The sequence below is a fragment of the Nonomuraea sp. NPDC003707 genome, assembly GCF_053587055.1.
Genome location: NZ_JBSFNK010000008.1, coordinates 228,165 through 244,419, shown reverse-complemented (window position 1 = coordinate 244,419; position 16,255 = coordinate 228,165). Strand labels below are relative to the sequence as shown.

Annotated in this window: 14 protein-coding genes; 7 read left to right on the top strand and 7 right to left on the bottom strand. The window is 74.0% G+C overall.

What is annotated here, in order from left to right; translation table 11 throughout:
- The 4 genes from ACWDRB_RS22925 to ACWDRB_RS22910 are packed head-to-tail and all read left to right on the top strand — an operon-like array spanning position 1 to position 4,086.
- A complete protein-coding gene (locus tag ACWDRB_RS22925) occupies positions 1-930 on the top strand; it encodes a carbohydrate ABC transporter permease (RefSeq protein ID WP_449896633.1) in 930 nt (309 codons plus the stop codon).
- Positions 927-1,832 (top strand): carbohydrate ABC transporter permease, encoded by a 906-nt coding sequence (locus ACWDRB_RS22920; protein WP_397368439.1) that lies wholly within the window; start codon positions 927-929, stop codon positions 1,830-1,832. The genes ACWDRB_RS22925 and ACWDRB_RS22920 overlap by 4 nt, the downstream gene beginning before the upstream one ends.
- Positions 1,829-3,088, top strand: coding sequence for a 6-phospho-beta-glucosidase (locus tag ACWDRB_RS22915; protein WP_449896630.1), 1,260 nt, complete (start codon positions 1,829-1,831; stop codon positions 3,086-3,088). Before ACWDRB_RS22920 ends, ACWDRB_RS22915 begins: the two co-directional genes overlap by 4 nt.
- A complete protein-coding gene (locus tag ACWDRB_RS22910; protein WP_449896628.1) occupies positions 3,088-4,086 on the top strand; it encodes an N-acetylglucosamine kinase in 999 nt (332 codons plus the stop codon). Before ACWDRB_RS22915 ends, ACWDRB_RS22910 begins: the two co-directional genes overlap by 1 nt.
- 48 nt (positions 4,087-4,134) lie before the next feature.
- Here ACWDRB_RS22910 and ACWDRB_RS22905 read toward each other — a convergent pair whose 3' ends face one another.
- From ACWDRB_RS22905 to ACWDRB_RS22890, 4 genes are all read right to left on the bottom strand, one after another.
- Positions 4,135-4,605, bottom strand: coding sequence for an Lrp/AsnC family transcriptional regulator (locus tag ACWDRB_RS22905; RefSeq protein ID WP_350734614.1), 471 nt, complete (start codon positions 4,603-4,605; stop codon positions 4,135-4,137).
- 24 nt (positions 4,606-4,629) lie between these two features.
- Entirely contained in the window at positions 4,630-5,223 is a 594-nt protein-coding gene (locus ACWDRB_RS22900; RefSeq protein ID WP_350734616.1) for a GTP-binding protein, read from the bottom strand.
- A 271-nt stretch (positions 5,224-5,494) separates the two neighbouring features.
- On the bottom strand, positions 5,495-6,346 hold the full coding sequence (locus ACWDRB_RS22895) for a terpene synthase family protein (protein ID WP_449896626.1): 852 nt from the start codon (positions 6,344-6,346) through the stop codon (positions 5,495-5,497).
- Between the two features lie 110 nt (positions 6,347-6,456).
- The gene (locus ACWDRB_RS22890; RefSeq protein ID WP_449896624.1) at positions 6,457-9,096 is read right to left on the bottom strand and encodes a CHAT domain-containing protein; all 2,640 of its coding nucleotides are present in this window, start codon (positions 9,094-9,096) and stop codon (positions 6,457-6,459) included.
- Between the two features lie 91 nt (positions 9,097-9,187).
- Here ACWDRB_RS22890 and ACWDRB_RS22885 point away from each other — a divergent pair, with 91 nt between their 5' ends.
- The 3 genes from ACWDRB_RS22885 (at position 9,188) to ACWDRB_RS22875 (ending at position 11,650) form a co-directional block, all read left to right on the top strand.
- Entirely contained in the window at positions 9,188-10,525 is a 1,338-nt protein-coding gene (locus ACWDRB_RS22885) for a S8/S53 family peptidase (RefSeq protein WP_350734621.1), read from the top strand.
- A 73-nt stretch (positions 10,526-10,598) separates the two neighbouring features.
- A complete protein-coding gene (locus ACWDRB_RS22880; protein WP_363968697.1) occupies positions 10,599-11,180 on the top strand; it encodes an RNA polymerase sigma factor in 582 nt (193 codons plus the stop codon).
- 5 nt (positions 11,181-11,185) lie between these two features.
- Positions 11,186-11,650, top strand: a complete 465-nt coding sequence (locus tag ACWDRB_RS22875) for a hypothetical protein (RefSeq protein ID WP_449896621.1) — start codon at positions 11,186-11,188, stop codon at positions 11,648-11,650.
- Here ACWDRB_RS22875 and ACWDRB_RS22870 read toward each other — a convergent pair.
- From ACWDRB_RS22870 to ACWDRB_RS22860, 3 genes are read right to left on the bottom strand one after another with little or no spacing between them, the layout of a single operon-like run.
- Complete coding sequence (locus ACWDRB_RS22870; RefSeq protein WP_449896619.1) at positions 11,643-14,267, bottom strand: AAA family ATPase; 2,625 nt, start codon at positions 14,265-14,267, stop codon at positions 11,643-11,645. The genes ACWDRB_RS22875 and ACWDRB_RS22870 overlap by 8 nt on opposite strands.
- A 59-nt stretch (positions 14,268-14,326) precedes the next feature.
- Positions 14,327-15,100 carry a protein phosphatase 2C domain-containing protein gene (locus ACWDRB_RS22865; protein ID WP_449896617.1) on the bottom strand — a complete coding sequence of 258 codons (774 nt, stop codon included), beginning with the start codon at positions 15,098-15,100 and terminating at the stop codon, positions 14,327-14,329.
- 6 nt (positions 15,101-15,106) lie between these two features.
- Positions 15,107-16,216 carry a M24 family metallopeptidase gene (locus ACWDRB_RS22860; protein ID WP_350734633.1) on the bottom strand — a complete coding sequence of 370 codons (1,110 nt, stop codon included), beginning with the start codon at positions 16,214-16,216 and terminating at the stop codon, positions 15,107-15,109.
- Positions 16,217-16,255: the final 39 nt, after the last annotated feature.

Genomic DNA, 16,255 nt, shown 5'->3' with positions numbered 1-16,255 from the left:
GTGGCCGCGCTCGCTGACGTGTGGCGGCGCCGCGAGGGCCTGCGGGCCCTCGTGTGGCTGTCGCCGTGGCTCGCCGGGGTGTCGATCTTCTTCGTCTACCCGCTGCTGTCCACGGTGTACTTCTCCTTCCACCGCTACGACATGTACACCCTCGAGTTCGCCGGCCTGGACAACTACCGCTACCTGTTCGAGGACCCCCGGGTGCTGACCTCGGCGAAGAACACGCTGTGGCTGGTGCTCATCATGGTGCCGGCGACCGTGCTGTGCTCGCTGGCGCTGGCGCAGCTCGTGGTGCGGCTCAAGGCCGGCGTCGGGCTGTTCCGCACGATCTTCTACCTGCCGTCGCTGGTGCCGCTGGCGGCCGGCACGATCACGTTCGTCTTCCTGATGAACCCGGCGACCGGGCCGTGGAACCAGTTCCTGGCCCTGTTCGGGGTCCGGGGGCCCGACTGGTTCGGCGATCCGGCCTGGTCGAAGCCGAGCCTGACGCTGCTGTCGCTGTGGAGCTGCGGCCAGCTCGTCGTGATCTTCATGGCGGCGCTGCTGGACGTGCCCAGGCACCTGTACGAGGCCGCGGCCATCGACGGGGCGGGAGCGTGGCGGCAGTTCCGCAGCGTGACGCTGCCCGCGATCGCGCCCGTGCTGATGTTCTCCCTGGTCACGAACGTCATCTACGCCCTGCAGTACTTCACGCAGGCGATGATCGCCTCCCGGGTGGCCTCGGGCGAGACGGACTCGCCGGGCAGCTCGTTCTCGCCCGGCTATCCGGACGAGTCGCTGCTGACGCTGCCGCAGTGGCTGTTCCAGGTCGGCTTCCGCGACTACTCCATGGGGTACGCGTGCGTGCTCGCGCTGCTCCTCTTCGCCACCTCGATGATCTTCACGCTGATCCTGCTGCGGCAGTTCCGCAAGGCCGAGGAGGCGTCATGAGTGCCACGATCGTCGACCCGGGCACCGCGCCGCCCCGTCCGGTGGCCGCGCACGCCCGGCGGGACGGCGTCCGGGCCCGCAGGCGGCGGGTGCTGGTGTGGATCGCCACGCACGCGCTGGCCGTCGCGCTGGCGCTGATGTTCCTGGCGCCGGTGGTGTTCATCGCGCTGACCGCGCTGATGACCGACCAGCAGGCGCTGACCAGCGACCTGTGGCCGCACAGCTGGAACTGGGACAACTTCGCCGTGGTGTTCGAGAAGTCGATGCTGCTGCGGTGGGCGGCCAACACGCTCATGTACGCGGTGCTCGGGACGGTGTTCACGGTGGTGTCGTCGGTGCCGGTGGCGTACGCGCTGGCCAAGTTCCGCTTTCGCGGGCGGCGGCTGGCGTTCCTGCTGGTGATCACCGCGATGATGCTGCCGCCGCAGGTCATCGCGGTGCCGATCTACCTGGTGTGGGCGCGGCTGGGGCTGACGGACAGCCTGTGGCCGCTGATCCTGCCGATGCTGCTCGGGGACGCGTTCTCGATCTTCCTGCTGCGGCAGTTCCTGGTCACGATCCCGCGCGACTACACCGACGCGGCCAAGGTGGACGGCTGCTCCGACTTCACGACCCTCGTCAGGGTGGTCCTGCCGATGGCCCGCCCGGCCATCGCGGCGGTCGCCCTGTTCCAGTTCTTCTACTGCTGGAACGACTACTACGGGCCGCTGCTGTACGCCGGCGTCGAACAGGACCACCTGACGCTGTCGCTCGGCCTGGCCACGTTCAAGGCGTTCCACAGCGTGCAGTGGAACCTCACCATGGCCGCCACGCTGCTGGTGACCGCACCGGTGATCATCGTGTTCTTCTTCGCCCAGCGAGTGTTCATCGAGGGCGTGACTTTGACGGGAGTGAAGGGTTGAAACTGGCCGTGGTCGGGGGCGGCTCGACATATACGCCTGAGCTGGTCGACGGCTTCGCGCGGTTGCGCGACGAGCTGCCGGTGACGGAGATCGCCCTGATAGATCCCGACGCCGCGCGCCTGGAGCTGGTGGCGGGCGTGTCGCGGCGGATGCTGGCGCACGCGGGGCACCCGGCGCGCGTGCTGGCCACCTCCTCGGTGGAGGAGGGGGTCGCGGGGGCGCAGGTGGTGCTGTTCCAGCTCAGGGTGGGCGGGCAGGCGGCTCGGGAGGTGGACGAGACGCTGCCGCCGCGCTGCGGGTGCGTGGGGCAGGAGACGACGGGCGCGGGCGGGCTGGCCAAGGCGCTGCGCACGGTGCCGGTCGTGCTGGAGATCGCCTCGGTGGTACGCGCGCTGGCGCCGCAGGCGTGGATCGTGGACTTCACGAACCCCGTCGGCATCGTCACCCGGGCCCTCCTGGACGCCGGGCACCGGGCGATCGGGCTGTGCAACGTGGCGATCGGCTTCCAGCGCAGCTTCGCCGGGTGGCTGGGGGTGGAGCCCTCGCGGGTCTCGCTCGGCCACGTCGGGCTGAACCACCTGACCTGGGAGCGGTCCGTCCACCTGGACGGCGAGGACGTCCTGCCGGCCATCCTGCACTCGCACGGGCAGGAGATCGCCGACAGCCTCGGACTGCGGCCGGAGCTGCTGGAGCGGCTGCGCTCGGTCCCCTCCTACTACCTGCGCTACTTCTACGCGCACGACGCCGTGGTGCGCGAGCAGCGCGCCAAGCCGTCGCGGGCGGCCGAGGTGGCGGCGCTGGAGCGGCGGCTGCTGGAGATGTACGCCGACCCGGCCGTGGTGACCAAGCCGGAGCTGCTGTCGGAGCGCGGCGGGGCGTTCTACTCGGAGGCGGCGGTGGCGCTGATCGCGTCGCTGCTCGGGGACCGGGGGGACACTCAGGTGGTGAACGTGCGCAACGGCGGCACGCTGCCGTTCCTCGACGACGCGGCGGTGATCGAGGTGCCCGCGGCCGTCGGGGCCCGGGGCGCGGTGCCGCTGCCGGTGCCGCCGGTCGAGCCGCTGTACGCCGGGCTGATCGCGCACGTGTCCGCGTACGAGCGCCTGGCCCTGGACGCGGCGCTGCACGGCGGCGCGGACCGGGTGCGGGACGCCCTGCTCGCCCATCCGCTGGTCGGGCAGGACGAGATCGCCGAGGAGCTGACGGGCCTGCTCCTCGAGGCGAACCGCGCGCATCTGCCGTGGGCGGTGGGCTAGTGGGGCGCCCGCGGCTCGTGCTGGCGGTGGACGGCGGCAACAGCAAGACCGACGTGTCGGTGATCTCTGAGCACGGCGAGGTGCTCGCCACGGGCCGCTCGGGGCCGTTCGCGCCGCAGCGCGACGGGGTGGCGGCGGCGGTGGGCGTGGTCCGGGACGCGCTCGCCGCCCTGGGGCCGGAGGCAGGGCCTGAGGGCGGGCCTGAGGGTGGGTTCGACCACGTGTCGGCCTGCCTGGCGGGGGCGGACCTGCCGATCGAGGAGGAGGCGCTGGCACGGGAGTTCGCGGCCAGGGGGTTCGGCCCGGACGTGGTGGTGCGCAACGACACGTTCGCGCTCCTGCGGGCCGGGGCGTCGGCCGCGTGGGGGGTGGCGGTGGTGTGCGGGGCCGGCATCAACGCGGTCGGCGTCTCCCCCGCGGGCGCGGTGGCCCGCTTCCCCGCTCTCGGGCGGATCAGCGGCGACTGGGGCGGCGGCCAGGGCCTGGCGGAGGAGGCGCTGTGGCACGCGGTGCGCGCCGAGGACGGGCGCGGCGTGCCGACCGCGCTGACCGGGCTGATCACGTCCTACTTCGGCACGGCGACGGTCGAGGAGCTCGTGCTGGAGGTGCACTTCGGCCGGCTGAGCGAGGAACGCCTGCACGAGCTGTCGCCGGGCGTGCTCGCGGCGGCCGGGGACGGGGACGCGGTGGCCAGGTCGCTGGTGGAGCGGCAGGCGGAGGAGGTGACGGTGATGGCGGAGGTGTGCCTGCGCCGCCTCGGCCTGCTGGAGACGCCGACCGAGGTGGTGCTGGGCGGGGGCCTGCTGACGGCCCGGGATCCGCTCCTGACGTCGCTGCTGGACTCCTCCTTCGCGGTACGGACGCCGCGGGCGAAGCCGGTGCTGGCCGACGTGCCCCCGATCGTGGGCGCGGGGCTGCTCGGCCTGGAGCACCTCGGGGCGGCGGAGAGCGCCAAGGCCCGCCTGCGCGCCCGCTACGAGCCGCCTGGCCGGGGCTGAGCGCTCAAGGGTGGTCGAGCACCCCGGCGGCCGCTCCGGGGCGGGTGGTCAGGCGTCCGGGCCGGCGGGGAGCTCGCCGGCCACCTCGGGGGCCCGATGCTCGTACGGGGTGCTCAGCACGACCGTGGTGCGGGTCGAGACGTTGGCCGAGGCACGGATCTGCTGCAGCAGGTCCTCCAGCGCCGTCGGCGAGCCCACCCGGACCTTGAGGATGTAGCTCTCGTCGCCCGCCACGCTGTGGCACGCCTCGATGGCCGTCAGGTGGGCCAGCCGCTCGGGGGCGTCGTCGGGCGCGGCCGGGTCGATCGGCTTGATCGACACGAACGCGGTCAGCGGCAGCCCGACCGCCTCATGGTCGATGATCGCCGCGTATCCGCGCACGACCCCGCGCTTTTCCAGGCGGCGTACGCGCTGGTGCACCGCCGAGACCGAGAGCCCGGTCTCCCTGGCCAGGTCGGTGAAGCTCATGCGGCCGTCGCGGGCGAGCAGCGTGACGATCCGGCGGTCGATCTCCTCCATCGCCAAAAGGTTAGCCGGTCATGGTCACGACATGGTCCCGACGGGCGAGGCCCCCATGCGCATCGCGTGCTCGACGAGCGTGATGAGCACTTCCCGGCCCGAGTCCTTCTTGCGGGCGTCGCAGCGCACGATGGGGATGTCCGGCTCCAGGCCGATCGCCGAGCGCACCTCGCCGACCGTGAACGGCCTCGAGCCCTCGAAGCAGTTGAGCGCCACGATGAACGGCTGCTCGCGCTTCTCGAAGTAGTCGACGGCCGGGAAGCAGTCGTCGAGGCGGCGGGTGTCGGCCAGCACGACGGCGCCGAGGGCGCCCATGGCCAGCTCGTCCCACACGAACCAGAAGCGCTCCTGGCCGGGCGTCCCGAACAGGTAGAGCATGTAGTCGTTGGCGATGGTGATGCGGCCGAAATCCATGGCCACGGTGGTGGTGAGCTTCCTCTCGACGCCCGACAGGTCGTCGACGTGGGTCCCTACCTGGGTGAGCGCCTCTTCCGTACGCAATGGCCGGGTTTCGGACACGGCACCGACCATGGTGGTCTTGCCCGCACCGAAACCACCCGCGATCAGGATCTTGATCGCTGTCGGCAGCCGCCAACGGTCAGAGCGACCGAATTCCATCCAGCACCGCCTGTACCTCTCCCGCGCATGCACAACCCCGCCCCTGAGGTGCCGTGGTCAGTGGTACCTGTCAAGGTGCATTGAGAAGGTCGCTCCACATGCCTGGCATCCAGACACCCTAGCAACGCCACATTTTCCACTCAAGCCGCAATCTTTTACAAGAATCAAAATGTCACGGTTTGTCGTGCGACGGGCCTTATTCGCGGATCTGACGGTCAAGGTGTCAAGCCAATGTGTCAGGTAATCCGACAAGCACTTTAACGGCCGGCCCTCAGCCCGAAATACCGACGAAACCTGCGTTGAACCCGATCTGTCTGCGCAGGTAGGCGGCGGTGCGGGGGCTGCCGGCCCCAACCGGCTCGATGAGCCCGGCGGCCTCGCGGGCCAGGGCGGCCATCGCCCCGGTGACCTCGGCGCGGCTGACGCCGAGCGCCAGGACGTTCAGGTCGCCCCAGCTCATGTCCTTGCGGTAGGAGGCCATGTCGCCGAGCAGGTGCAGGTAGCGCTGGACCTGCCTGCTGACCGCCCGCAGGTCGTCCAGATGGGTCCTGGCCCAGTCGTCGGCGGTGTAGATCCAGTGCGAGACGTCCACGAAGCACGAGCCGCGGCTGTCGGCGTTGTCGAGAAAGCGCTCCAGCGTCAGGACGGCCCGCGTGTCCCGCCACACCCACGCCCTGCCCATGCCGATGAGCGTCTCGGCGAGCTGGTCGCGCCAGATCCACCGCAGGTCGTCGAACTCCTTGACGGTGCCCAGCTCGTCCCGCAGGTCGGCCAGGAACCGGGTCGCCGCCGAGCGGGGCACGGCGCCGTCGGCGACCGACAGACATTCGCGGATCAGCCGGTCGACCTGCTCGCGGGTGGTGGCGGTGTGGTCCACGAGACGGTCCACTGCCAGGACCCACAGGGCGGCCCGGTTGGCCACCTTCAGGTGCTCGGCGCTGGCCCAGGGTGCGCTGAAGGCCGTGGACAGGGTCAGGGCGGCGTAGAACTCCGCGCCGAAGGCCGCCGCGGGGAACAGCCCGCTGTACAGCTGGGCGCAGCGCCGCAGGTCCCTGCCGCATTCGGCGGCCAGCGCGCACGTCCTGCCGAGCTCGAACGCCTCGTCCAGCTCGTCGTCCGGCATCCTAAGGCCGCTCGATCAGCTCGCGGATCATGGGCGACCGTCCCCCAAACCCCGATATCCATCTGTTAGGGAATTGTTTCATGATCGCGCGCTTCCCATCAATGGCCCGTTCAGCCTGCCCCGATGGCGATGAACGACACGTCGTCGCCCCTGGCCCGGCAGAGCGCCTCGGCCAGGCCGAGCCCGCGGCGCAGGCCGTCGTGCAGGCCGAGCATGACGGGCACGGCGGTCTCGTCGTTCACGGGGACGACGCTGGCGACGATCCCGGCGGTGCCGAGGCGGAGCAGGGCGGTGGCCAGGCCCAGCAGCTCGTCGGCGCCGACGGCCGCCATCTGGCCGGAGTCGCAGCTCGACAGGACCAGGTGGTGGGGGGCGCGGCGCAGGCGTTCGAGGTCGTAGCCGGTCAGGGGGCCGTCGTCGAGGTGGAGCGAGGAGAACAGCGGGCTGTCGGCCCTGAACGTGCCGTGCGCGGCCAGGTGGGCGAGCAGGCTGCCGTCGATGGCCGCCAGCACCGCGGGCGCGGTGGACCGCCCCGCCTCGAGGAGGGACACGTCCCAGGGCACGTCCCAAGGCACGTCCCAGGGCACGTCACCGTCGGCCTGGGCGTACAGGCCGGCGATCTCGCGTACCTCGCGGTCGGCGTGGGCGACGCCCGGGCCGCGGACGAGGACGATGCGGCCGCCGTCGGGGCGCGGCGCCGACCTGGCGCGCAGCCACGCCCCGGCGGAGGGGGCGACGGTGAAGGGCCGGCGGCGCAGGGACGGCAGCAGGCCCCAGGGGGTGGTGTGCAGGGTGCTGGGGGGCACCACGACCAGCGGCCCCTCCTCGCCGAGCAGGCCCGCGACCGGGCCGAGCACCGCCCGCTCCAACCGGGCGCCCAGGTCGTGGAGCTCGTCCTGGTCGGGGTCGCGTTCGTAGGCGAGGCGGCGCAGCCTGGAGCGGGCGAACTCGACCTCCGCGACGGCCCGGTCCATGGGCCCGGCGGTGTGGCGGCGCACGGTCCCGCCGCCGCAGAGCAGGACGTGCAGCGTGCCGTCCACGGCGACCAGCTCGGCCAGCCGGCCTCCACCGAGAGCATCCAGGAGCCGCCCGGTCCGGTCGTCGTCGCGGTCGCGGCGCTCGTCTCCGCCGCGCGAACTCCCCTTGGCATGGAGCGTGGCGGAGCGTACGCGGGATTCCAGGCGGCTGCGGTCGCGTTCCAGGGCCGCTGCCGAGGCGGCGCCGTCCTGGCGGGCCTGGGCCAGCAGGTGCTCGGCCTGCCGCAGGGCGGCGAGCCTGGCCAGGAGCTCGCCGTCCTCGGGCGGGCTCACGGCGGGCACGGCGAGCGAGGTGGCCCGCCACCGCTCCGTCCAGGCCAGGAGCCGGCGGGGCCGACCTTCGCGCAGCAGGTGCCGCTGGGCGAGCGTGACCAGCTCCGCGCCCTGCGCGGTGGCCAGCGCGTGCAACTCGGACGAGCCGAACGTGAGCCGGTGCTCCTCGATGAGCGCCAGCCCGGCCCGGCAGGCGTGCAGCAGGCGGCGCGGCTCCCCGGCCGCCTCCGCCCGGAGCGCCTCGGCCAGCCAGCCGCCCGCCCGGGACGTGGCGGGCCCCTTGTGCCGGACGTCGGCGGCCCTGGCGAGGTGCCGCTCGGCCACGCCCGGTTCGCCCAGGGCGAGGGCGATCCGTCCCGCCACCAGGTGGGCCTGCCACACCTCCGGTGACCCCAGCCCGGCCAGCCGCGCGGCGAGCCGCCGGGCCTCGCCCAGCGCGGTCCGCCGCGCCGGGACGTCCGGGGTGGCGTGCTCGGCTTGCAGGACGATCAGGCGGGCGTGCTCGGACCACCACGCGCGGTGCTGGCGGGCGAACAGCCGCCGGGCCTCCCCCGCCCGTTCGCCGGCGGTGGCCGGGTCGCCGCTCTGGAGGGCGGCGCGGGCGGCGATGAGCAGCAGTTCGGCGCGCCGGGTCGCCTGGCCGCGCAGCCGGGCCAGCAGCCGCAGCCCTCCGTCCGCGTGCTCCAGCGCGTCCCGGGCCAGCCCGGCGGCCAGCAGGACCGCGCACCGGTCGCCGACCAGGTCGAACATCGGCGTGCCGAGTGAGTGGAAGCTCCGCTCCGCCTCGTCCAGCAGGGCGAGCGCCGCGGGCAGATCGCCCGTGCGGAACGCCGCCACCCCCCGGTTCTGCACGGCCACCGCCGAGTCGTGCTCCTGCCGGGTGGGGCCCAGCATGTCCTGCGCCGTGCGGAAGTCCGCGTCGGCGGCCTGGACGGCGCCCAGGGCGAGCTGGACGTGCCCGCGCAGGGTCAGCGCCCGCGCCGCCCACACCGTGTCGCGCGCCGCCAGCAGGGCGGGCACCGCGTCCCGCAGGTCGTCGAGGGCCGGCCCGTGCCGGCCCAGGATCCACCGGGCGCCCGCGCGGCGGAACAGCACCCGCGCCCGCGTCGTGCCATCCGCCCGGGTCGCGGCCTGGTCGAGCGCCGACAGGCCCGCCCGCGTACGTCCTGACTGCAGCAGCGCGATGCCCAGCGTGGCCAGCACGTCGGTCTCGCGGTCGGCCGAGCCGGAGCGCCGCGCCAGGCGCACGGCATGCCGCAGCTCCCCGATGGCCGCCTCGAGGTCGCCGAACTCACGGTGCAGGATCCCGAGCGCCTGCCTGGCGATCGAGGACTCGTACGGGCCCCTCCCGTCGGCCAGCAGCGCCCTGGCTGCCGCCAGGGCCTCCCGGGGTCTCGCGAAGACCATGGCCAGCAGGTCATGCGGATCTTCCCGGGACACGGAACGATCGTAGACCCCAGCTGTATCAGCGGCTCCGGTGATGGCTCCTACATACGTACATCGCAGGGAGGGACAGGGAGGGACGCAGAGAATGACCCCATCGGACAGCCGGTTCTGGGAGCAGCTGGAGATACTCAACGCGGCGCTGCCGGACGGCATGCGCGCGGTCGCGGGCCCCGAAGGGGCCGCGCCGGGATCCGCGGTGCAGCCGCGGTTCGCCCACCTCGCCGGGCACGTCCTGGTGCGCGACGCCGACGCGGGCCGGGCCGCCGCGACCGTCCAGCGCCTGCAGCCGGGCCCCGACACGGTCCGCGTGGCCGGGGCCAGGACCGTCGGCCGCACCTCCATGCGCCGGCTCTCCGTCGGCTCCAGGAACCTGCACCGGACCGTCGAGCACCTGGCCCGCGAGGACATCGCGTCGAGCCTGGTCCACTTCGTCACCGTCGCGGGCGTCAACCTGTGCCCCGGCGACGAGCCGGTCCCGAGCGCCGGGCCGCTCAACCCGCCCCTGTCCGGCCGCGACCGGGGCGCGGGGGTGAGCGTCGCCGTCCTCGACACCGGCCTCGTCCACGACTACCTCGACCACCAGTGGCTGGCCGAGAGCTCGGGCATCCCGAACATCCCCAAGGTGGACGGCGACGTCACCGCCCCGGGCGACGAGCTCGACCCCGACGGTCTGATCAAGCCGTACGTGGGCCACGGCACCTTCATCGCCGGCGTGCTGCGCTGCGTGGCGCCCGCCGCCGACGTGCGCGTCTACAACGCCTTCCCGTACGCGGGCGCCGCCCTGGAGGACGAGCTGGGCCAGACCCTGCTGCACATCCTGGACGAGCACGGCTGGCCGGACATCGTCTCCCTGTCGGCCGGCACCAGGACCGCCGACGCGAGCGCGCTGCTCGGCCTGGCCGACTTCGTGGACGAGCTGGCGGCCCACCCCGGCACGCTCCTGGTGGCCGCGGCCGGCAACGACGGCGAGACGCTGCCGTTCTGGCCGGCCGCGTTCGCCGCGGAGCCGGTCAACGCCTCCGGCGACGTGGTGCTGTCGGTGGGCGCGCTGCGCGAGGACGGGCTCGGCCGGGCCTGCTTCAGCAACCACGGCGACTGGGTCACGGTGTACGCGCCGGGCGAGCGCCTGGTCAACGCCTTCACCTCCGGCCCCTACCAGTACGGCTACCCGCACCGCACCACCTGCCGCTTCGCCGACCCGGCCCACTACCCCGGCTGCACCTGCATGGCCACGCTGCAGGAGGGCGACAAGGCCACTTTCACCGGTCTGGCGGCCTGGAGCGGCACGTCGTTCGCCACGCCGATCGTGGCCGGGATGATCGCGGCCCGCATGGCGCAGGAGCAGGTGTCGGCGCGGGAGGCCGCGGCGCAGCTTCTCGCGGGGCGGCTGGCCGTACCGGATCTGAGTGGTTTCCTCCGATGATGGCGAGTTACCCGCCCGGCGGCGGTATGCGAAATATATTGGGCTTCCCGCCCAGATATAGGGAGCCGCCGCAGTGGACGACACCGCAACCCTGGTCGCGGCTGCCGCGGACGGCGACGCTGGGGCGTGGAAGGAGCTCTACCAGCGCTACAGCGGGCTGGTGTGGGCCGTGGCGCGAGGCTACCTCGTGAACGACTCCGACGCCCAGGACGTGTGCCAGACGACGTGGTACCGCTTCGCCGAGCACCTGACCAGGCTCCGGGAGCCCGAGCGGGCCGGCTCCTGGCTGGCCAGCACCGCCAGGCACGAGGCGCTGCGGGTCCTGCGCACCAGCGGCAGGGCCCTGCCGGTCGGCGACCTGGAGCTGATGGGCCTCGACGCCGACGATCGCTCGCCCGAGTTCCTGCTGCTGGAGGCGGAGGAGGCGAACGAGCAGGCCGAGCGCGAGCAGGAGCTGTGGAGCGCGTTCGAGGAGCTGCCGGAGCGCTGCAGGCGGCTGCTGCGCGTCCTCATCGCCGAGCCGCGGCCGAGTTACCAGGAGATCGCGGACGGGCTGGACATGCCGGTCGGCAGCATCGGCCCGAACAGGGGGCGCTGCCTCAAACGGCTGGCCGCCCTGATGAACCGGCGAGGCGTGAACGGCATCAGGGGGTGAACGGCGTGGACGACGCGATGGACGACGCCATGGATGATGGGGACCTGGAGCTGGAGGAACGGCTGCGGGCGGCGGCCGAGCGGCTCGACCCGGTCCCGGCGGGGCTGTTCGAGGAGGCGATGCTGGCCTACGCGCTCAGGTCCCTGGACGCGGAGCTGGCCGAGCTGACGTTCGACTCGTGGGAGGAGCTGTCGGCCACCCGGGTGCGCGGCGGGGGGCGGGCGCGGCTGCTGTCGTTCGCCGCCGGGGAGGTCGTCGTGGAGCTGGAGGTGACCGGCCGGCGGCTGGTGGGGCGGGTGTCGGGCGGTACGCCCGCCGAGATCGTGGTGCAGCGGCGGGACGGTGGCACGCCGGTGTGCGCGGACGAGCTGGGCCGGTTCACCACGGGCGAGCTCGCGCCCGGCCCGCTGCGGCTGCGGGTCAGCCCCGACTGCGGCGGCCCGGTGGTGACCACCTGGATCCTCATCTGACCGTCGTCAGGTCGCCCAACTTGGCGGCCAGCGCCACCCGGGAGCCGATCCCGAGCTTGGCGTAGATCTTGCCGAGGTGGTACTCGACGGTCTTGACGCTGATGAGCAGCTCTCTGGCGATCTGCCGGTTCGTCAGCCCGCCGGCCACCAGGGTGGCGGTGCTGAGCTCCTGGGGCGTGAGCCCGAGCCGTACCGTCGCGGGCTGTTCCAGCCCGCACGCCGCCAGCTCCTGGGCGCAGCGGTCCACGAGCGGGCGCGCCCCCAGCCGATGGAAGATCGCGCGGGCCGCGCCGAGCCGGTCCGCGGCCGCTCGGCGCCGCCCGGTGCGGCGCAGCAGCCTGCCGAGGTCGAGCAGCACGCGCGCCTCCTCCAGCGGGCACACCCCTTCCACCAGCGCGAGCGCGCGGACGAAGCTCTGCTCGGCCTCGGTTGGAACGTTCCTGGCGGCGAGCAGCAGTCCCTCCAGCCTGAGCCGGGCTGCCTGCGGGCCGCTCCCGCCGAACGCCATCAGTGTCCGCTCCGCCTCCTCCAGCCGCCCGTCGGCCACCAGCGCCTCGATCCGCCCCGGCCGCGGGTCGGGCACGAACACGTCACCCGCCTCCTCCACCGTGCCGACGGGCTCGGCGCCGATGAGGGCCAGGGCCAGCTCCGCCTGCCGCTCCCCCATCGCGTGGCGCAGGCGGCGGGCGGTGGCGCGGGCGGCGCCGGCGTGCGCGAGCGCCCGCTCGTGCTCGCCCCGGGCCGCCAGCGGCGCCACGCACGCAACCTCCAGGCACGGCAGCAGCCACCGCTGCCCGAGCGCCCGCGCCTCGGCGAGCGCCTGTTCCGCGCGGGCGGCGGCCTCGTCCCAGCGCGCGCTGCGGTGCTCGGCGACGGCCAGCAGCGCGGCGGCCAGCAGGCGGTGGTGCGGCAGCCCGGCCTTCGCCGCGGCGCTCTCGACCCGCCTGAGCACCGCGCACGCCTGTTCGGGGGCGCCCTCCGCCAGGTGCGCGAGCGCCGCGGTGAGGCCGCCGGGCGGCGCGCCGGCGCCGGGTGCCCCTCCCAGCGCCAGCACGTCGTACGGCCTGGCGACCGCGCCCGCGATGGGCTGTTCGATCGCCAGGCCCGCCCAACTCACCGCCGCCTCCCGGTCTCCGTTGACCAGGTGCAGCCAGGCGAGTTGTTCGGCCACGTCGGCGGCGAACCCGGGCTCCCGGTGCCGCCACGCCTCGGCCAGCAGCTCGGCGGCCTCGTCGAAGCGTCCCGTGGCCAGCGCGAGCCGGCCCAGCACGTAGCGGCGCACCGGGCGCGGATCGGCGTTGCGGGTGGCGGCGAGCTCGGCGGCGCGGACCACGTCGCCTCCGACGAGGACGTGCTCCAGGACGGCCGTGGCCAGCTCGTCGCGGCGGGCGGCCGACTCGGTGAGCCCGGCGGCCAGGTCGAGATGGGCGGCGGCCTCCTGCCACTGCCCGTGCTGGGCGGCCTTGGCCGCGAAGCCGGCCAGTTCCTCGGCCAGCGCCTCGTCGGGTCCGCCGGCCGCCGCCGCCCGGTGGCGCAGGGCCGTACCGGTCTCCTCGGCCAGGCGGGCGGCGGCCAGGTGCAGCCGCGCCCGGACGCCGGCGCCGAGCCCGTCGTAGGCGGCCGCCCGCGCCAGCGGCTCGGTGAAGCCGATCAGGCGTCCGGGCAGCTCTCGTAGCAGCCCGGCGCTGACGGCCTCCTCCAGCGCGTCCAGCGGCTCGTCCACCCCGCCCGCGACGGACATCGCTACGTGAAGCGGGCATTTCTCGCCCAGGACGGCGCACGCGGCGACGAGCCGGCGGGCGGCGGGGGTGCAGGCGTGCAGGCGGCGGGCGAAGGAGCGCAGGTACGTGCCCGGGGCGGGCAGCCGCGTACCGGGGTCGGCCAGGACGTGGACGGGAAGGGCGGCCAGGAGCGCACGGGCGTGCAGCGGGTTGCCCAGCGTGTGGTCACGCAGCCGCGCGGCGGCCCGGCCCGCCGCTGCGCCCGTCTCGGTGTTCTCCGCTCCAGATGCCCGCCCGGATGCCGGCCCAGATACCAGCCCGGATACCGGCCCAGACGACGGCCCGGATGCCAGTTCGGTCAGGTCGGCGGCGCTCAGGCCGCCCAGCGTGATGCGGAGCGTGCCGTCGCCGGTCAGGAGCCGCCGCAGCCCTTCCGGCGGCCACGGCCCGGCGACGTCGCGGCAGGCGAGCAGCACGAGCACGCGCCCGGCCCGCGTCCGCCGCAGCACGTAGGACAGGGCCCGTAACGAGGGGCCGTCCGCCCACTGCGCGTCGTCGACCAGCACCACCAGGGGTCCCTGCGCCTGGAGCGCGTCGATCGCCTCGCAGAGCGCCTGCCCGGCGGCACACGGGTCCGGCCCCGCCGCCGCGGGCACCCCCAGATATGCCGCCTCGTCCAGGAGCTGGCGCACGACGCCGAGGTGGAGCTCCCGTTCGCTCTCCTCGCCGCTGGCCGCCAGCACCCGCGCGCCCCCGGACGCGACGAGCCGGTGGATGAGTGCCGTCTTGCCGATCCCCTCGGGCCCTTCGACGACCGCTCTCCGGGCGAATCCCCCGGCCGCCGCGCGCAGTTCCGCGCCCAGCAGGGCGAGCTCCGCTGTCCTGCCGACGAACATGAGCACTCCCTCCGCCGCCCTCGCATTCCCAGAGGGCGGGCGGCGGGCCCTGATACACCTCAGGGCCGGGCGCCGACCCGGGTCCAGGCGGCGGTGGCGTCGTCGTGCCGTTTCCCGTACACGGGCCCCCGGTCCCGCTCCAGCTCCCTGACCGCCGCGATCACCGCTTCGGGCCCCTGCCCGTCCAGCGCCGCCACGAGGTCGCGCCAGCTCCACCCGTACCAGTCGACGAGCCGCGACACCCCGTCGGTGAGCGCGCCCACGCCGCGCGCGTCGGCCACGACGCCGCACAGCCCCTGCCGGGCCGCCTCCGGGCGGCTGCCCGCCACCCAGAACCCGCCGGGCGCGTTGCGCATCCGCCGCACCAGCTCCACCGTGTACGGCCGCCCGCCCGGCAGGCCCTCGACCCGGTCGTCGCTCACCACCCGGACGCCGCCGTCCGCCAGCGAGAAGACGACGGGCGAATCGCCCAGCACGAGATATTCGACCCCGCTCCGGCCGGTCCGCACCATGGCCACCGTCGAGGACGGTGAGTCGGGATCGTCCAGGTCACAGGTGCCGGAGTGGGCGGCCATCGTCATCCCGATGGCCGCCTCCAGGATCTCCGCCAGCGGCGAGTCGCGATCGGCGCTCAGCCCCGCCGCCAGCGCGTCCCCGAGCCGCCGCACCAGCCACGGCACGTCGTGCGCGCACCCGCCGGCGACCCCGGGAAGGGCCCCAGGAGCGGCTGTCGCCCCGTCGAGCACGACGATCCACGACGGCCCCGCGATCACCAGGTCCTCGTTGGGCCGCCCGGACCCGGGCCTGCTGGCGCAGGCGACCTCCGCGAACACGGCCTCCTACACGATGACGAGGTCGCGCGGGGTGTTGTTGAGCCGCTCGGCGCCCGTGTCGGTGCAGACCACGATGTCCTCGATCCGCGCCCCGTGGCTGCCGGGCAGGTAGATCCCGGGCTCCACGGAGAACGCGAAGCCGGCCTCCATCGGCTCGCCGTTGCCGGAGACGATGTACGGCTCCTCGTGCGTCTCGATCCCGATGCCGTGGCCGGTGCGGTGGATGAAGTAGTCGCCGTATCCCGCCTCGGCGATGATGTCGCGGGCGGCGGCGTCGATCGACTCGCAGGAGACGCCCGGCCGCACCGCCGCGCAGGCCGCGTCCTGGGCCCGCCGCAGCACCTCGTAGTACGCGGCGAAGTCCGCGGGCGGCTCCCCGACGCTGTACGTGCGCGTCGAGTCGGAGCAGTAGCCGTTGTGCAGTTGCCCGCCGATGTCCACCACGACCGGCTCGCCGGCCTGGATCACCCGGTCGGAGACGTCGTGGTGGGGGCTGGCCCCGTTGGGCCCGGAGGCGACGATGACGAAGTCGACGGTCGCGTGGCCCGTCGCCAGGATCGCCTCCGCGATGTCCCGGCCCACCTCGCGCTCGGTGCGCCCGGCACGCAGGAACTCCGGCACCCGCCGGTGCACCGCGTCGATCGCCTCCCCCGCCTCGCGCAGCGCCGCCACCTCGGCGGCCGATTTGCGCATGCGCAGCTCCCGCAGCACGGTCCCGGCCAGCACCTGCTCCGCGCCCGGCAGCACCTCGCGGAAGCGCAGCGACGACATGGCCCACATCCGGTCGGCCAGGCCCACCTTCTCGACCTGGCCCAGCCGCGCCGCCGCGATGGCGTACGGGTCGTCGGTCTCGTCCCACGCCACGAACTCCAGCCCCAGCCGCGAGGCGGGCGACGCCTGCGCCGCGGGCAGCTCCAGCCGGGGCACCATCATGTACGGCTCGCCGGAGGCGGGCACCACGAGACACGTCAGCCGCTCCAGCGGCTTGGCCTCGTATCCGCTCACATAGCGCAAGTCGGGGCCGGGCGTCAGCAAAAGGGCGTCGAGACCGGCCTTGGCGGTGGCCTCCTGGACGGCGGTGAGACGGGACACGGGATACAGATCTGAGGACGTCACAGCCCATAATCTACTCGGACCGCGCCGCCTAAAATCCGC